Raw genomic sequence first — 18,911 nt, forward strand, 5'->3', positions numbered from 1 at the left:
CCGTGGGCTGGCGGCGCCAACGTTGACCGCCAGCGGCAGGTCCTTGGTGCGAGTTCCGTTATCGATGACGAAGAGGATTCGTCGTGGTCGCAGGTCGCTGAGGTTGCGAATGTCATGCACTCCTGCGTATCGCATCAGTTCCCCGCGCCGCACGAGTTCCGCGGTAGTCCATGCCGGCCAGTCGGTGGCGTCCTCCGGGCATCGCTGGTGGCGTTTTCTGCCATCCCGGCACGAAGGATGGTGGCGTCTACGAGGAGGCAGTGTTTTCTGGTCGGGAACCGTGCCGGCGACTGCCACCTGCAGGTGGTTTTCGCCGTTGTGAAGCCGCCTGCGCCTCCATCGCAGCATCTCTTCCGACTCGCATGCCGCATCATCTCTTTGCGGGCCTGTCACGCGCAGCGCATCGCTCGCCCTCACCGGCGATCTTCTTCACGAATCATCTACTCGATCACCGTGTTCGATACGATCAGTTTCCGGCCGAACCAGACCTAGATCCTAGAGCAGCCCCAGCCGCTCCAAGCCGAGCACGTAGTGCACGACGACCGCCGGCGTCACATGCGGAATGTCGTTGTCAGGGCCCACTTTCGCGTCTTGCACAGCCGCGCGGAATCGATCAGTGGACGCGAAGCGGGAGTGCGGATCGGCCGGCTGCAGCGCGGTGCCGTTCGCCGCGAGCAGCACGCCCAGAACGGAGTGCTCACGCACGCGGTCCGGCAACGCGCGCAGCCTCTCCTCGAACACCCGCAGCCACTCATCGAAATCGTCGACGCGCTCGATCGGATAGCCCGCCTCGATCAACCAGTCGACATATTCGTCCAGCCCGACGCCGTCATCGTGCGAGTTCATGACGTGATAGGTCTCGACCCCGTCGACGACCTGAGCACCCAGCGTTGCGATCGCCTCGGCGACGAATTCCACGGGCAGACCGTCGTAATGTGCGCGCTGCCGGTTCCCCTGCGAGTCAAGGCGATAGAACGACTTGGGCGCGAGCCCGGTCGCCACGACGCTGAGCACCATCCGGGTGACCAGATCCGACAGGTTGAGCTGGCCCACGTAGGTGGTGTCGGCCAGGATCATTCCGCTGCGGAATACGGCAACCGGTAGGCCGCACTGGTCGTGCGCCTCGCGCAGCAACACCTCCCCGGCCCACTTGCTGTTGCCATAGCCGTTGACGCGGCTGCCGTCGTTTTTGCGCGTGGGGCTGATGACCCGGATGTCGGCGTCTTCGAGGAACGCCGACGGTTCGATCGGGTCGCCCACGTTGGCCGTCGACACGTAGTTGACAGGCTTGAGCCTGGTGGTCAGCGCCAACCGGATCAATTCGGCGGTTCCGACCACGTTCGGGACGAAAAGTTCGCTGTAGGGCAACGCGCCGTTGACCACCGCCGCCGCATCGACGATCAGGTCGACGGTGTTGGCCAGGCGTTGCCAATCCTGCTGGGACAGGCCAAGGTTGGGTTGGCCCTTGTCTCCGGCGATGACCTCGAGGTGATCGGCGGCCAACTCGTGGAAGTACATAGCCAGCCGCGGATCCCCGCTGTCGAACGTCTGCTCCAGACGGCGCCGCGCGTCCTCGTCCGACGCGGCCCGTACCAGGCAGATCAGCTTCCCGTCGGCCAATTCCAGCCGTTCGAGCCACTGCAGCGTCAGATACCGCCCGAGGAATCCAGTTGCCCCGGTTAACAACACCGTGCGCACGTGGGCGCTGGGTCCGGGCAGTGACGACGCACCGGCCAGCGTCGTGGCGTCGAGGAACTTGTCCAGCGTCAGGTCGCGCGCGTGCACCTCCGCTGCGGCGCAGCCGTGCACGGCCACGAAGCGCGGGTCTTCGGCATGATGGTGCACGCGCTGGCTCAAGCCGGCGACCGTAGGGGTGTCGAACAGCGTGCGTACCGTCAGATGGGTGTTGAGGGTCTTGTTGAGGGTGGCGATGAGGCGCATCGCGGACAGCGAGTCGCCGCCGAGGTCGAAGAAGGAGTCGTCGATTCCCACCCGATCCAGTCCCAGCACCTCGGCGTAGGTGTCGGCGAGCAGGCATTCGAGGTCGTTGCCGGGTGCCCGATACTCGGCGTCGCGGTAAGCGGGCACCGGCAGCGCGCGGGTGTCTAGCTTGCCGTTGACCGTCAACGGCAGCGCCTCGATCACCACGAGCGCAGCCGGAATCATATAGGGCGGCAAGCTTTGTCGTAGCTGTGCCCGGGCGGCCGCGACGTCGAGCGCGCCCGGCGAAGACTCCGTGACGTAACCGACCAGACGCTTGTCATCGCGACGGTCCTCGCGAACGATGACCACAGCCTGGTCGACGGCATCCACGGCGGCCAACGCGGCCTGGATCTCACCGAGCTCGATACGGTAGCCGCGGATCTTCACCTGTTCGTCGATGCGGCCCAGATAATCCAATTGCCCGTCAGCGCGCCACCGCACCAAATCGCCGGTGCGATACATCCGCTGACCGGGCATGCCGAACGGGCACGCCACGAACCGCGACGCGGTCAACCCCGGGCGGCGCAGGTAGCCCGCCCCCAATCCGTGCCCGGCCACGTACAACTCACCGACGGTGCCCATCGGCACCTGCCCTAGCCACGGATCGAGGACGAAGAACGCCGCCCCGGGCACCGGCGCGCCGATCGGCGGCGTTCCCGTCCCGGCGCTCAACGGCGGGCTGACCGCCACACACATCGTGGTTTCGGTTGGGCCGTAGGCGTTGGTCATCACCCGGCCCGGCGCCCACCGATCGACCAGCTCCGCCGAACACGCCTCGGCAGCCACCACCAACGCCACCGACTCCAGCACCCGCGGGGACAGCGCCGAGACCGCCGAAGGGGTCTGGTGCAACACCGTGACGCCTTCGTCGATCAGCAACGCTTGCAGGTCGTCCGGCAGCGCGGCGACCGTTTCGGGCACGATCACCAGTCGCGAGCCATGCAGCAGCGCCCCCCAGATTTCCTCGACGGAGGCGTCGAAGGCGTAGGAATACCATTGCGACCACGCCTGATTCGTCCCCGAGGGCAATCCGGCGTGCAGCGAGCCGAGCAGCTGGGTCACGTTCGCGTGCGTGGTGGCCACGCCCTTGGGCACACCGGTCGTGCCCGAGGTGTAAATGATGTGCGCGATGTCGTCGGCGGCCGGCGGCGGTAACGCGTTCTCGGGCATGGCCCGGACGGCGGGGGCGTCGGCATCGATGACCGGCATGCCGTGGCCGGCGAACCGGGACGCCAACGCGGCTGTGGTCAGCGCCGCGACCGGGCCGGCGTCGGCGATCACGAAGTCGACGCGCGCGTCGGGCACCGCCGGATCGATCGGCAGGTACGCCGCCCCGGACTTCAGGACCGCCAGGATCGCCACGATCGCCGCCGCCGAGCGCGGGAACGAGATCGCCACGCACTCCCCCGGCCCTGCGCCCAGCCCGACGAGGTGATGCGCCAACCGATTTGCGGCCACGTCCAACTCGCGGTACGTCATCGTCGCGCCGGTCACGCTGAGTGCCACCGCGTCCGGGGTGCGGGCCACCTGGGCGGCGAACAGCTCGGGCACCGACGCCGCGGGCGCCGGCTGGCCGAGCATGGCCCGATTGCCGATCAGGTCAAGGCGCGGCCGCTCGGTGTCGTCGAGCACGTCCACCGACGACAGCCGTCGCGTCGGGTCGGCGGTCAGCCCCGTCAACACGCGCTCCAGCCGGTCCACAAGCAGCGCAACGGTTTCGGGGTCGAACAGATCCGTGCGGAACTCCACTCCACCGCCGATGCCCGCGGGTTCGCCGTCCGCGCCGAAGCGTTCGCCGAGCGAGAACGTCAAATCCATGCGGGCCGCGTGGCTCTCGAGCGGTAGCTGGGCGACGCGCAGGTCGCCCAGGTTCAGGCCCGCGGCCGGGTCGTTGCCGTGCTCGCGTAGGTTCTGCCAGGTCACCGACACCTGGACGAGCGGGTGGTGGCTCAGCGACCGGATCGGGTTGAGCCGCTCGACGAGCAACTCGAAGGGCACGTCCTGGTGTTCGAGGGCCTCCAGGCTGCGGGTGCGGACCTGGGCAAGAAAATCGGAGACCGTGGCGTCTCCGGTGGCGTTTACGCGCAGGATCAACGTGTTGACGAAGAAGCCCACCAACCGATCCAGCGCGGCGTCACGTCGGCCCGCGACGGCGAAACCCACCGAAACATCTTCGGTCGCAGTGACTTTGGAAAGCAGCAGGGCCAGGGCCGCCTGGACCACCATGAAGCTGGTCGCGTTGTGCTGACGGGCCGCCGCGCGCACCTGCCGCTGCAGCCGCGCGGGCCAGTCCACGGCCACCCGCGCCCCCCGGTGGTCGGCGGTCGAGGGATAGGGCCGGTCGGTGGGCAGCTGCAGCCGCTCGGGCATTTCCGCCAGCATGCCCTGCCAGTACGCCAGCTCGGTCGCGAGGTGGCTGGTGGGGTCGTCCAGATCGCCGAATTGCGCGCGCTGCCACAGCGTGTAGTCGGCGTACTGCACGGGCAGCGGCGCCCACTGCGGGGCGCGCCCGGCGCACCGGCTGGTGTAGGCCGCCGCCAGGTCGCTCACCAGCGGGGCCACCGACCAGCCGTCGGCCGCGATGTGGTGCACCACCGCCACCAGGACGTGCTCGTCCTCGGACACCGCGAAAAGCTGTGCATATAACGGCATTTCGCGCGACAGGTCGAAGGTGTGGCGCGCGACGGCGCCGATGCTCTCGGTCACCCGTTGCTGCGGCCATGCGGTGGCATCGACGACGCCCCAGCCGAAGTCCGCGTGCTCGGGCGCGACCACGTCCTGATAGGGCACGCCGTCGCGGTGGGGAAACACCGTGCGCAGCGATTCATGGCGGCCGACCACGTCGGCCAGGGCCGCGCCCAGCGCACCGACGTCCAGGTGGCCGGTCAGTTCGAGCGCCACGGCCATGTTGAATACCGCTGAGGGGCCGGTAAATTGGTCCAGGAACCACAACCGGCTCTGACCAAAGGACAGCGGGATCACGGCGGGCCGATCACCGGCCACCAGGGGTTGCAGCGCACCACCGTCGGTGTGGACTCTGGGTGCCAGCCCGGCAATAGTGGGCGTGTCGAACAGGGCGCGTACGCCCAGGCGCCCGTTCAGGGACTTGTTGACCGCGGCGATCAGCCGCATCGCGGTCAGCGAGTCGCCGCCGAGATCGAAGAACGAGTCGTCCACGCCGACCCGCTCCAGGCCGAGGATATCGGCATAGGTGTCGGCCAGGATTTCTTCGATGGCGTTGCCGGGGGCGCGATAGGGGGCGTCGCGGTACTCCGGCGCCGGCAGCGCCCGGCTGTCCAGCTTGCCGGTGATCGTCAGAGGCAACGCGTCGAGCGCCACGATCGCGGCCGGCACCAGATAAGCCGGCAACTGCTTTGCCAGCTCCGCCCGCACAGCCAGCGGATCGGCGGTGCCGGTGATGTAGCCCACGAGGCGCATGTCACCGGGCCGGTCCTCGCGCGCGATGACCGCCGCGGCGTCCACACCCGCCAACGCGGCCAGCGCGGAGCGGATTTCGCCCAGTTCGATGCGATAGCCGCGGATCTTGACCTGCTCGTCGGCGCGGCCGACGTAGTGCAGTTGCCCGTCGGCGCGCCACCGCACCAGGTCGCCGGTCCGGTACATGCGGGCGCCGGGCGCGTCCGCGCCCGCGAACGGGCACGCGATGAATCGGGAGGCGGTCAGCGACGCCCTGCCCAGATAGCCCAGGCCGACACCGCGACCCGCGACGTACAACTCACCGACCACGCCCCGCGGCACGGGCCGCAACCCCGCGTCGAGCACGAACAGCGCGGCGCCCGCGACCGGTTTCCCGATGGGTACCTCGTCGGCGCCCGCCTCGAGCGGGGAGCTGACGGTCACGTCGACCGTGGTTTCGGTGGGACCGTAGGCGTTGCGCATCACGCGGCCCGGCGCCCACCGCTGCACCAACTCGGCCGGGCACGCCTCGCCACCGACGATCAGTTCGGCCGACTCCAATCCCTCGGGGGACAACGCCGCCAACGCGGACGGTGTTTGGCTCAGCACACCGACCTGCTCGCGAATCAAGAGCGCGCGCAAATCCTCCGGCGATCCGGCCGCCGCCTCGGGAACCACGACCAACCGCCCGCCGTGCAGCAGGGCACCCCAGATCTCCCGCACCGACGCGTCGAACGCGTAGGAGTGCCACTGCGTCGACACCTTGGCTGGGCCCGGTGGGGCCAGGCCGGCATCCAGGCCTTCCATCAGTTGGGTGACGTTGCGATGCGTGACCGCAGCGCCTTTCGGGGCGCCGGTCGTGCCCGAGGTGTAGATGATGTGGGCGAGGTTGTCGGCGCCCGGCGCCGGTGGCGCGGAGCTGGGATAGGAACCCAACGGCGCGTCGAGGTCGATGACCCGCAGGTCGTATCGGTGCAGCCGGCCGGCCAAGCCCGCGGTCGTGATCGCGACGACGGGGTCGGCGTCGGCGACGAGGAATTCGAGCCGGGCGTCCGGCACGGCGGGGTTGATCGGCAGGTACGCCGCCCCGGTCTTCAACACGGCCAGGATCGCCACGATCGCGTCGGCCGAGCGTGGGATGAGCAGCGCGACAACGCGGCCCGCCCGCGCACCGTGGCCGGCCAACAGGTGCGCGAGGCGATTCGCGGAGCGCTCCAGCTCGCGGTAGGTCATCGAGCGGTCCGCGCAGCACAACGCGGTTGAGTCGGGAGTGCGAAGCACTTGTGCGGCAAAGAGTTCCGGTATGGAGGCGCCGCCGTCGGCGCGCGTCAAGACCGCGCGGTTACCCGCCTCGTCCAGCCACGCGTGTTCGCGTTCGTCGAGCACGTCGATGGTCGACAACCGGCGGGCGGGGTCGGCGGTCATGGCGAGCACGACCCGCTCCAACCGCGTGATCAGCGCCTCGACGCTGGCGGCGTCGAACACGTCGGTGCGGAATTCCACCGCCCCGGTGATGCCCGCGGGCTCACCGCCCTGGGTCCACCGTTCGGCCAGCGAGAAGGTGAGGTCCATCCGCGCGGTGTGGGTGTCCAGCGGGATCGGGGTGATCTGCAGGTCGCCCAACCTCAGCCCCGCGGCCGGGTCGTCGTGCTGTCCGGGCAGGTTCTGCCAGGCCAGCGCCACCTGAACCAACGGGTGATGGGCCATCGATCGGGTTGGATTAAGCCGCTCCACCAGGACATCGAAAGGCAGATCCTGGTGCTCGTAGGCCGCAAGGCTGCGAGCGCGCACCTGGGCCAGCGTCTCGGCGATCGTGGGATCACCGGCGAGTTCGACCCGTAGCACCAACCTATTGACGAAGAATCCGACCAGCTCGTCCAACGCGGGATCGGGGCGTCCGGCGACCGGGAACCCCACCGCCACATCGGCGGTCGCGCACAGCTTGCTCAGCAGGACGGCCAAAGCGGCCTGCAGCACCATGAAACTGGTCGCGTCGTGGTCACGGGCCAGCGCGCGGATCCGGCGCTGCAGCTCCGCGGGCCACTGCACCACGGCGGTGGCGCCCCGGTAGTCGGCGACGGGCGGGTACGGCCGGTCGGTCGGCAGGTGCAACCGCTCGGGCATCCCGGCCAACGCCTGCCGCCAGTACGCCAGTTGGGCGGCGATGGGGCCGTCGCTGTCGTCGATGTCACCGAATCGGGCGCGCTCCCAGAGCGCGTAATCGGCGTATTGCACCGCCAAGGGCTCCCAGTCGGGGGCGCGCCCGTCGCACCGGCTTGCGTAGGCCACGCCTAGGTCGCGCACCAGCGGGGTCACCGACCAGCCGTCGGCGGCGATGTGGTGCACGGTCGCCACCAACACATGGTCGTCGTCGGCAACGGTGAAAAGCATTGCGCGTAGCGGGGTTTCGGTCTCTAAGTCGAACACGTGACGCGCCACGGCGTCCATGGCGTCAGCCAACTGGGCTTGCGACCACCCACGGGCATCGACCGTGCCCCAGCCCAGTTCCACCTGGTCGGCCGGCACCACGTCCTGGTAGGGCACCCCGTCGATGTGGGGAAACACCGTGCGCAGCGATTCGTGGCGGCCCACCACATCCGTCAGCGCGGCGCCCAGCGCCTCGGCGTTCAGGCGACCGCGCAGCCGCAGACCCACCGTCATGTTGTACACCGGCGACGGGCCGTGCAACTGGCCGAGGAACCACAGTCGATTCTGCGCGAACGACAACGGTATTCGCGAAGGCCGCGTAACGGCGACCAGCGGCGGGCCCTCGCCCGCGCTCGGGTGGAGCCGGGGCGCGAGCTGGGCGACGGTGGGCGCGGCGAACAAGGTGCGCACCGTCAGATTTGTGCGCAGCGTCTTGTTGACGGTGGCGATGAGGCGCATCGCCGACAGGGAATCCCCGCCGAGGTCGAAGAACGAGTCGTCGACGCCGACGCGCTCCAGCCCGAGGATTTGGGCGTAGATCCCGGTGAGGATGTCCTCGGCGGCGTTCGACGGGGCGCGATACGCGGCGTCGCGGTAGTGCGGCTGCGGCAGGGCGCGGGTGTCCAGTTTACCGTTGACCGTCAGGGGCAGCGCCGGGACCGCCACGACGGCGGCCGGCACCATGTAGGCCGGCAGCCGCTCGGCCAGCCGGGTGCGTGCCGCGGCGACATCGACTGCGCCGGGCGCGGTTTCGGTGACGTAGCCGACCAGGCGTTTGTCGCCGGGGCGGTCTTCACGAACGATGACCACCGCCTGTTCGACGTGCTCGACGTTGGTCAGCGCAGCCTGGATCTCGCCTAGCTCGATGCGATAGCCGCGGATCTTGACCTGTTCGTCGGCGCGGCCTAGGTAGCGCAGCTGGCCGTCGGCGACCCAGGAGACGAGGTCCCCGGTGCGGTACATGCGCTGTCCCGGCGCGAAGGGACACGCTACGAAGCGCGACGCCGTCAGCCCGGGTCGGCGGACATAGCCGACGCCGACCCCGCGTCCCGCCACGTACAACTCCCCGACCACACCCGGCGGCACCGGGCGCAACCACCCGTCCAGCACGAACAGTGCCGCACCGGGTATCGGCACACCGATGGGCGCCACCCCGGCGCCGGCCGCCAACGGCACGCTGACCGTGACGCATAGCGTGGTTTCCGTCGGTCCGTAGGCGTTGGTCATGATCCGGCCCGGCGCCCATCGGTCCACGAGTTCCACCGCGCACGGCTCGGCGGCCACCACCACGGCCGTCGACTCCAGGCCCTGAGGCGACAGCGCCGCGAGGGCCGACGGCGTCTGGTGCAGCACGCTGATCCGCTCGTCGACGATCAGCGCCTGAAAGTCCTCCGGCACCGCGGCGACCGACTCGGGCACCACCACCAGGCGGCTGCCGTGCAGCAACGCGCCCCAGATCTCTTCCACCGAGGCGTCGAACGCGTACGAATACCATTGCGTCCACACGCCGTTCGGCCCCGACGGCAGTCCCTCGTGCAGCGGCTCCAGTAGCTGGGTCACGTTGTGGTGGGTGGTCGCCACGCCCTTCGGCACTCCCGTGGTTCCCGACGTGTAGACGATGTGGGCGATGTCGTCACCGGCCGACAACGGCAGCGCGACTTCTGCGCCAGGAGCGTCGGCGTCGACGTCGACGTCGACGTCGACCACGGTGATCCCGCGGCCGGCGAAGCGGGGGGCCAGCTCCGGTGTGGTCACCGCCGCGACCGGTGTGGCGTCGCCGAGTACGAAGTCGATCCGCGCGTTGGGGACGGCGGGGTCGATGGGCAGGTACGCGGCCCCGGACTTGAGCACCGCCAAGATCGCCACGATCGCGTCGGCGGACCTGCCGAACATCACCGCGACGCATTGCCCGGCGCGCGCGCCTTGGGCGATCAGCTTGCGCGCCAACCGATGTGAATCCCGGTCCAGCTCGCGGTAGGTCAAGCTGCGGGCACCACACGTCAACGCCACCGCCTCGGGGGTCCGGTGCACCTGCGCGGCGAACAGCTGCGGGATCGACGCCCCGGTCGCCGGTTGCCCAAGCACCGCGACGTTGCCGAACCGTTCGAGGCGGGCACGCTCGTCCGCGGCCAGCACGTCCACCGCCGACAACCGCCGCGACGGGTCGGCGGCCATGGCCGACAAGATTCGCTCCAGCCGGTCGGCCAGGGCCGCAACGGTTTCGGGGTCGAACGCGTCGCAGTCGTACTCGATGGCCAGCGCCAGCTCGGGGCCCGGCGTCGCCTGCAGGGTCAGCGGGTAGTGGGTGGACTCGTGGCTGGTGAAATCGGTGATGGTCAGCTCGCCGAGTGTCATCGAGGCCGCCGCGTCAAGCGGGTAGTTCTCGAAGACGAACAAGGTGTCGAACAGCTGATCGTGCCCGGTGACGCGGTGAATCTCGTTGAGCGCCAAGTGTTCATGATCCAGCGTCTGCTGATAAGAGCGGTGCAGCTGATCGAGCAGGTCGGCGACCGTGGTCTCCGCGCTCACCCGCGCCCGGACCGGGACGGTGTTGATCAGCAGACCCACCATCGATTCAATGCCCACGATATCGGCCGCGCGGCCCGAGACCGTGGCGCCGAAGACCACGTCGTGTTGCCCGGTCAGCGACACCAGCAGCTGCGCCCACCCGGCGCGCAGCACGGTGTTGACGGTAGTGCGGTGCGCGCGGGCCAGTCGTTGGAGCGCCTCACTGGCCCGCTCGGAGAGCCTGCGCGACTGCACGCCGCGCTGCCCTCGCTGCTGCCGGTGTGGCGATCCGACGAGCGTGGGAGTGTCGAATCCGGCCAAGGCTTCTCGCCATGCCGCGTGGGCGGCGACGAGGTCGCGCTGCGCGTGCCAAGTCACGTATCTGTGGTACGGAACGGGCGCGGCGAGGCGCTGCGCGTGGTAGGCGGCGAAGATCTCCTGCAGCAGGATCGGCAGCGACGAGCCGTCGAGCACGACGTGGTGGTTGGTCAGCACGAGTCGGTGGTGGTCGGGGGCGGTGCGGATCAGCGCCACCCGGAACAGCGGCGGGTCGCTCAGGTCGCAGACCGCGGCGCGTTCGGCCGCGCACAGCTGCCGGACCTGTTCGCCGAAATCGGGGTCGGTGGCGTCGAATTCGGCGTCGCGCCAAGGCACTTCGGCGACGGAGGGGATGACCTGCATGGGCGGGTCGATCTCCGGGCAGAACCGGGCGGCCAGGTTGGGGTGCCGGGTGACGACGGTGCGCGCCGCCGCACGCATCCGCTGCGGGGCGAGGGGGCCGGCGATGCCGATGGTCAGCTGGACGGCGTAGAGGTCGACGCCCTCGGCAAGGGCGGCCGTGGCGTGATAGAACAGCCCCTGCTGCAACGGGGTCAGCGGCAGGACGTCGGCCACGCGACCGTGCTGTTCCAGATCGTCGAGCTGCGCCTGGGTCAGGCGCGCGGGGAGGACGTCCGACGGGGTCAGGCCACCGCCGCCGCCGCGCACGTGCGCGCAGATGCCCCTCAACGCCTCGAGCCACAAGTCGCTCAACCGCTCGAGCTGATCCGCGTCGAACGCGGAGGTCGCCCACGTCCATTCGGCGTGCAGGTGGGGACCGTCCTCGTCGTCGAGGATGCCGGCGTTGAGCGCTACGGTGTGGGTCAGCGGCGTGGGCACCGCGGTCGCGACGGCGCTGGCCGACACGCTGTCGAAGTCCGGGCGCCAGATGTCGTCGGGCAGGCCGGCGGTGCCGGCCAGTCGGCCCAGGTAGTTGAACGCAACCGTCGGGTCGCGATCGTCCAGTTTGGGGTTGAGGTAGCGCAGCAGTCCGTAGGTGAGGCCGGCGGGCAGGGCGCGCAGTTGCTCCTTGGCGGCCTTGACCACCGTTGCCACGGCGGCCCCGCCGTCGAGGACTCGCGCCCAGTCCAGCGCGCCCACCGTCAGGGCGACCGGGTATTTGGCCGTGAACCATCCGACGGTGCGCGACAGGTCGATGCCGGCGCCCCAATCCGCTTCCCGCCCATGGCTTTCGACGTCGATACCGACGGCCGTGCGAGGACTGCCGGTAAAGTTTGCGATCGCCATGCCGAATGCGATCAGGAGGATGTCCTGCGTGCCGGCGTGAAACGCCGCGGGCACGTCGCCGAGCAGCATGCGAGTGGTGTCGGCGTCCAGTCGGGCCGACCTGCGTCCGGCGGTGGCGTAGGTGTCGACGGTGCCGGGCGCCGGCAGTGCGGCGGGTGTGGCCGCCACGCGCCGCCAAGTCTCGGCTTGGGCCAGCACTTCGGGGCGGCGCGCGTACTCGTCGAGCAGGAAGGACCAGCGGGCGAACGAGGTGCCGCCCGGCGGCAGCGTCACGGGTTGACCGGCGCGACGCGCGGCCCACGCGATGTTGAGGTCCTCCACCAGGATTCGCCAGGAGACCCCGTCGACGGCGAGGTGGTGAACGATGAGCGCCAATTGTCGGGCCGGCGGCACCCACAGCGCACTGAGCAGCACCCCGGCGCCCGGGTTCAGCCGCGACCGGGCGCCGATCAGCGCCTGCTCGGACAGCACGGGCGACACCTGCAGGCACGCGGAGGCGTCCACGGTGCCGGCCTCCGGCACGGCGAGCGACCACCTTCCCGCGCCGTCGTCGTCGACCCGCACTCGCAGCATGGCGTGCCGATCGAGCAGGGCCTGCAGCAGCGCTACGACATCGTTCTTCTCGACCCCGGCGGGGGTCTGCAGCACCATGGTCTGGTTGAACTGGTCGACCGGTCCGTCGATGCCGTGCAGCCACCGCATGATCGGGGTCGCCAGCACCTCGCCCACGCCCGCGTCGTCCGGGCGCTCGTCGCCGACGGCCACGGTGGCGGTGCTCGCCAGGCGCGCCACGGTCTGCTCGACGAAAATGTCTCGCGGACGGACGATTACGCCGGCGGCACGCGCGCGGGACACCACCTGCAGCGACATGATGCTGTCGCCGCCCAGGTCGAAGAACGAGTCATCGGCGCCGACCCGGTGCAGGCCCAGGACTTCGGCGTAGATCCCGGCCAGCACCTCTTCGAGGGCGCCGGATGGTGCGCGATAGGCGCCGGCGGCGAATTCCGGTGCGGGCAGGGCCCGGACGTCGAGTTTGCCGTTCGGGGTGAGCGGCAGCGCGTCGAGGACGACGATGGCCGCCGGCACCAGGTAGGCGGGCAGGCGCTCGGCCAGTCGGCCGCGCAGTTGCGCGGGGTCGGCGGTTCCGGTGACGTAACCCACCAGGCGCCTGTCGTGGGCGGCTTCCCCGCGGGCGACCGCCACCGCGTGCCGCACGCCGTCGCATGCGGCCAAGGCGGCCTGGACTTCGCCCAGTTCGATGCGGTAACCGCGAATCTTGACCTGGTCGTCGGCGCGGCCCACGAAACGCAGCTGCCCGTCCGGGTCCCAACACGCGCGGTCGCCCGTGCGGTACATCCGCGTTCCGGCCGGCCCGTAGGGGTTGGCCACGAAGCGCTCCGCGGTCAGGTCGACCCGGCCCACATACCCGCGCGCCAGCGCGGGGCCGCCAAGGTACACCTCGCCCACCACCCCGATGGGCGCCGGGTTCAGCCGGGCGTCGAGCACGATCGCGCGCATCCCGGGAATGGGCGCACCGATGCGCACCGCGTGCTGCGGCGACAGCGGCGCGCTGCAGGTGGCCCAGATGGTGGCCTCGGTTGGCCCGTAGGCGTTGAGCATGCGGCGGCCCACCGACCAGGCGGCCGCGAGCTCCGGAGGGCAGGCCTCCCCGGCGGTGAGCAGCGTGTCAATCCCCTGCAGCCACACCGGGTCCAGCGAGGCCAGCACCGTCGGCGTCAGGACCGCCGCAGTGACCCGGTGAGCCGCCAGCAACGCGGTCAACGCGTCGCCGGCGTACACGTCGCGCGGCGCCACGACCAGCGCCGCCCCCGAACCCGCCGCCCAGAGCAGCTCGAAGACCGACGCGTCGAAGATCGGTGCGGCCACCATCAACACCCGCGCGTCCGCACCCACGCCGAGCAGCGAGCGCTGCGCCGCGGCCACCCCGGTCAGGCCGGCGTGCGTGACGGCCACCCCTTTCGGGGTGCCGGTGGACCCGGACGTGAAGATCACGTAGGCGGTGGTGTCCACCCGCAACGGCGCCAACCGGTCCGCGTCGGTGATGGGGTCCGCCCGCCGACTGGACAGGTCCACGGTGCCCAGGTCCAGCGTGGGGCGATCCGCGGTCCCGGCGAGAGTGCCGCCGCCGCAGGTCAATACGCAGACGGCGTCGACCGCGTCCAGCACCGTCGTGATGCGCTCGACCGGCTGGGAGCGATCGACCGGCACGTACGCCCCGCCGGCCTTGGCCACCGCCCACCACGCGACCACCAGTTCCACGGATCGATCCACCGCCACCGCCACCGCGCGCTCGGGGCCCACCCCGGCGTCGATGAGTACCCGCGCCAATCGCGTTGACCAGTCGTCGATCTCGCGGTAGGACCATTCCCGGTCGCCGTCGACGACGGCCGTCGCCGCGGGACGTGCCTGGGCCGCCGCGGTCAGCAGCGGCGGCGCCCCCACCGGTGCGGCCGCGTCGGCACCCGACCACCGGGCCAGCAACAGGTCGCGCTCGGCGCGGTCCAGCAGCGGCACCTGGCTCAGCGGCAGCGACGGGTCCGCCATCAGGATGCGGTCGAACAGCGATTCCAGGCGGGCGAGGTGCCGGTCGATCTCGCCCGCGCTGTATCGCTCGGGGTTCCACGCGAACTGGATTCTGGGCGTGCCGCCGCCCAGGGGCGGATAGATGTTGACGGCGACGTCCTGGATGGGCAGGGTCGTCAGCACGGTGCACGTCGGCTCGGAGGGCCCGAAACGCAGGGGTTCGGCGAAACCGAAAACGTTGACCACTTGGCCGAATTCGAGGTTGGTGTCGACGGGCGTCGCATCCCCGACGAGGCCCGGCCAACCCCGGAACTGTTGGTGCCGCAGGGCGCCGATCACGGCGGTGCCGACCCGGTCGGTGAGCTCTGCGACGGTGTCGCCCTCCTCGACGGTGACGACCAGCGGCACGAGGTTCGACACCATGCCGGCACTGTTCTTCAGCGCGGCGGTGGTGCGCGCCGACACGGGCAGCGACAACGAAACCCGCTGCCGGCCCGTGGTCTTCGCGATGAATGCGGCCATCGCGGCGACGACCCTGGCCACGTCGAACCGGTCCTGCCCCGTCTCGAGAAGGCGGTGCGCGCAGCGCAATTCACGCACCAGCGGGTGCCGCGGGGGCACCGACCGCTGCGTGCCCGCCAGGTCGGTGACCGCCACCGGCTCGCGCAGGACCGTCTTCCAGTACGCGGCGTCGGCGGCGCTGCGGGACGACTGTTGATACTTCGCGTCCGCATCGCGGATGAGCGCGAACGCGGAGAAGTCGACCGCACCGGTGTGGGCGTCGGCGCCGGAGTAGACGGCCGCGACATGCCGGATGATGTTGTGCGCGCCGTAGCCGTCGACGAGCACGTGGTGCGTGCGCAGGTAGAAGTAGGACAGGTCGTCGGCGAGCCGCAGCAGGGCGAAGTTGACGAGCCGGTCGGCGAGTAGGTCGAGCGGTCGGCGATAGTCGTCGTCGATCCAGCGCAGCGCGGCGCCGCGCGGGTCGGCTTCGGCGCGCAGGTCCACACAGCACAGGGTCAGCGGGAAGGAGCGGTCCACCACGAAGACCGGTTCGCCGTTGTCGAGGGCCAGCCGCGCACACGGTGTGCCGAACCGGGCGACCGCCGATTCGCAGGCGGCCATGAGTCGGTCGGCGTCGACGTGGTGGTCGATCGCCAGGTAACCGGCGAAGTTGTACGGGACGTCGGGCCGGAGCTGCTGCGCGGCCCAGATCGCGCGCTGGGCCGCGGTGAGCGGTCCCAACATGTCCGGTTGAGTACCGTAATCGAGCATTCGACGACGAACTTTCTAGTCAGGCGGGCGCCGCCACGCCCGCGAGGTTGGCCTGCATGCGTCACAACCGGCCGTCAAAGTGGTTGCGCCGCATCGCGTTTGTCCGGTGGGGTCATCGGCAGGAACGCCGCCGCGATGCTTGCGCCGATCGCCAGCACGGTGGCCACGGCGAACACCGCCGTGTAGGCGTGGGTCAGGTGCTGGGCGGCCCTAGTGCGATCCGTCAGCAGCACCGTCATCAGGGCGGCCCCGACAGCTCCGCCCAGCTGGTTGTTGACGCTGCGCAACGTGGTGCCGCGGGCGATCTGGTGCGGGGCCAGCGGTTGGACGCACGCCGCGGAAACCGGTGTGGCGGCACAGCCCACCCCCATGCCGACGACCAGGAGGCCGGCCAGCAGTGTCGGCGCATAGCCGGCGTGGTGGGCGACTCCGAACGTGAATACGCCCAGGCCCGCCGCCATCAGGGGGAAGGCGATCAGCACGATCTTGCTCGGCCCGTCCTTGTCCATCAGGGCCCCGGCGAACGGCGTCGTCACCGCGATGCCGATTCCCATGGCGACCAAGTGCAGTCCCGATTGCAGCGGCGTCTGATGAAGCGCCACCTGCAGGTAGCTCGGGATGAGCAGCAACACCCCGATGTAGGTCACGGCGAAGATCAGCAGCGTCACGTTGGCCTGCCTGACGACGCGGTTCTTGAGCAATCTCAGGTCGATCAGCGGGCCTTCCGCCCGGCGCCAGGCGTGCCGGACGAAGCCCGCGATCAATGCCGCGCCGATCAGCGTCGGCAGCAGGACATGACGGTCGGCGACGGTGCCCCGCCCCGGCACGGACGACAGCCCGGCCAGCAGGGCCGCCATGCCGGGTGACAGCAGCAGCATGCCGGTGACGTCGAGCCTCTCCGCCGGCGCGGGCCGATCCTTCGGGAACATCAGGGCGGCGAGCGCGACGGTGCCGAGCCCGATCGGCACATTGATCAAAAAGATCCACCGCCAGCCGTAAGTGCCGATCAACCAGCCGCCCAAAATCGGTCCACCGATCGGGCCCAGCAGGAAAGGCACCGCACCTACGGCGACCAACCGGCCGAGCCGCTTCGGGCCGGACTCGCGGGTCAAGACCACGAAGCTCAGCGGTGTCATGATGCCGCAGCCGCAGCCCTGGACAACCCGGAAGACGATCAGCCACCACATGTTCGGGGCCACGGTGCACAGCACGGACGCCACGGTGAATACCAGGACACCGCCGGCGAAGAGCCGCTTGGTGCCGAATCGGTCTGCGGCCCAACCGGTGACCGGGACCACGGCGGCGAACGCCAGCATGTAGCCGGCCATGGTCCACGACACGACGGCCTGCGTGGACCCGAACTCGGCGAGGAAGGTCCGTTGCGCGACGGCGACCGCGGTGCCGTCCAGGTGGCCCATCATGCCGGCCAGGCCGCAGGTCGCGCCGATCCACAGCAGCCGGGCGTCGATCTTGTCCGGATAGTCGAGCGGCCCCGGTTCCGGTGGCGCAACGGCCGGCGCCGGGGCCGGCGGTACGCCAGAGGCGTTATTCATAGCGTTACCCGACGCGGCCGCTCACGGCTGGCTGGTCAGGTAGCCGCCGCGCCGGAAGAATTTTTCGCCGTTGCACTCGACGCCGTCCGCGGAGCGGACGCGGGTGATCACCAGGCCCCGGTTGCCGCCGCGATGTGGGTCGGCGCCGCAGACCACGACGCCGCCTTCCTCTTGGACGATCACGCGGCCCGGAGTGCCACCGTAGCCGGCGTCGGAGACGTGTGCCTCGAGGACCTCGATCCGCTCGCCGCGGTAGAACGTGAAGGCGCGCGGGTACGGATCGGACAGCGCGCGCACGAACCGCGCGAGGGCCGCCGCCGACCAGCTCCAGTCGAGCAGGCTGTCGCGTTCCGAGCGCTTGTGGAAGAAGGTCCGCTCGGCCTTGTTCTGGGGCCGCCAGATCGCGGTGCCGGATTCCAGCGCGGTCAGGGCCTCGGTCAGTACGTCCGGGATCAGGTCCATTCCCCGCAACACCAATTCGGTGCCGGTGTCGGTGGGGCCGATCGGCACCGACCGCTGCACCAGGATGTCCCCGGTGTCGAGGCCGTCGTCCATCCGGTGCACGGTCAACCCGAACTCGGACTCGCCGCTGATCAACGCCCACAGGACCGGAGAGAACCCGGTGAACCTGGGCAGCAGCGAATCGTGGAAGTTCAGGGTGCCGTGCCGCGGCAGGTTATACAGCTCCGCCGGCATTCGGTAATACCAGCTGTTGACCACAATGACGTCGGGTTCGGCGCGCTTGACCAGGTCGATCGTCTCGGCGTCCACCCGCTCGGTCAGGTGCAGCGGGATACCGTGCTCACGCGCGAGCTCGTCGACCGGCGCCGCCCAGATCGCCTTGTAGGACTCGTCGCTGAAGGGGTGGCTGACGGCGAGGACCACCTGGTGATCCGTGTCGATCAACGCCTGCAGCGTCTTGTAACCCCACGTCTGGAACCCGAAGAAGACGACGCGCATACGTCAACAACCCCTTTGTTTCATCGACGGTCAACGGCCCGTGCCCGGCCACAGCAAACCTCACGCGCAGCTGACCTTACGGTAGCCTTACCTAAGTTGCATAATTGGGCGGGTGCTGAAGCCCACGCCGTGAGGCGTTGATGATGTTGTCGCCTACACGTTTGGCTCTAGCGCCGCGCAACACCGCGGAAGCCGCCGGCGGCCCCGCTCTCCACTCGGCGAGGTCTTACGCCGCAGCGCACTCGCTGGAAGGAAGCGCCTGGCTAATTACTCACACCCGCGACGTCGAAGGCCCGGCCCCCGGGCGCACCGCCTCCATGTCACCGGCATTCTGTTGGTCCATGCTGGTGAAGCCTTTGGCCGCGTGATGGGCTTTGGCGCCGACATCGGTCAGCGTCTGCCGGTGACCCTGCAGGATCTGCACGTGCTTCGTGTGCGCCGCGGTGACCGCCCCGTGGAATGCGTCGGCGGCGGCGAAGTCACCGAACATCCCCGCCGCCAGCGGCCCCCGCGCCAGCTGGTCGGCCCCCTCTTGCGCGTGTCCCCCGGCCCGGTGCGATTCGTTGCCCCCGGAGTGCAAAAGCTCGGTGTCGACGAACATAGCCACCCCTTCCCGATCGACCGCGGCGACGACTGCGTGGACCAGTCGGGCCGTTATTGGCCAGGCTAAATACGCCA

4 protein-coding genes are annotated in these 18,911 nt (G+C 69.9%); all 4 read right to left on the minus strand.

The features are described from left to right. Positions 1-495: 495 nt before the first annotated feature. The 4 genes from ACEL92_RS27115 to ACEL92_RS27130 all read right to left on the minus strand — a co-directional run bounded on the left by ACEL92_RS27115 (position 496) and on the right by ACEL92_RS27130 (position 18,834). Entirely contained in the window at positions 496-15,693 is a 15,198-nt protein-coding gene (locus tag ACEL92_RS27115; protein ID WP_374023621.1) for an amino acid adenylation domain-containing protein, read from the minus strand. A gap of 101 nt (positions 15,694-15,794) precedes the next feature. Next, entirely contained in the window at positions 15,795-17,273 is a 1,479-nt protein-coding gene (locus ACEL92_RS27120) for a DHA2 family efflux MFS transporter permease subunit (RefSeq protein WP_374023622.1), read from the minus strand. A gap of 21 nt (positions 17,274-17,294) precedes the next feature. Next, entirely contained in the window at positions 17,295-18,233 is a 939-nt protein-coding gene (locus ACEL92_RS27125) for a methionyl-tRNA formyltransferase (protein WP_374023623.1), read from the minus strand. Between the two features lie 271 nt (positions 18,234-18,504). Beyond that, on the minus strand, positions 18,505-18,834 hold the full coding sequence (locus ACEL92_RS27130) for a DUF2563 family protein (RefSeq protein ID WP_374023624.1): 330 nt from the start codon (positions 18,832-18,834) through the stop codon (positions 18,505-18,507). Positions 18,835-18,911: the final 77 nt, after the last annotated feature.

The organism is Mycobacterium hainanense, assembly GCF_041890355.1.
Classification (GTDB): Bacteria; Actinomycetota; Actinomycetes; order Mycobacteriales; family Mycobacteriaceae; genus Mycobacterium; species Mycobacterium hainanense.

Bases quoted from the DNA above. Each gene is read 5' to 3' on its own strand.
- ACEL92_RS27115 (WP_374023621.1), bottom strand. From the start codon at position 15,693: ATGTTGGGACCGCTCACCGCGGCCCAGCGCGCGATCTGGGCCGCGCAG.
- ACEL92_RS27120 (WP_374023622.1), bottom strand. From the start codon at position 17,273: ATGAATAACGCCTCTGGCGTACCGCCGGCCCCGGCGCCGGCCGTTGCG.
- ACEL92_RS27125 (WP_374023623.1), bottom strand. From the start codon at position 18,233: ATGCGCGTCGTCTTCTTCGGGTTCCAGACGTGGGGTTACAAGACGCTG.
- ACEL92_RS27130 (WP_374023624.1), bottom strand. From the start codon at position 18,834: ATGTTCGTCGACACCGAGCTTTTGCACTCCGGGGGCAACGAATCGCAC.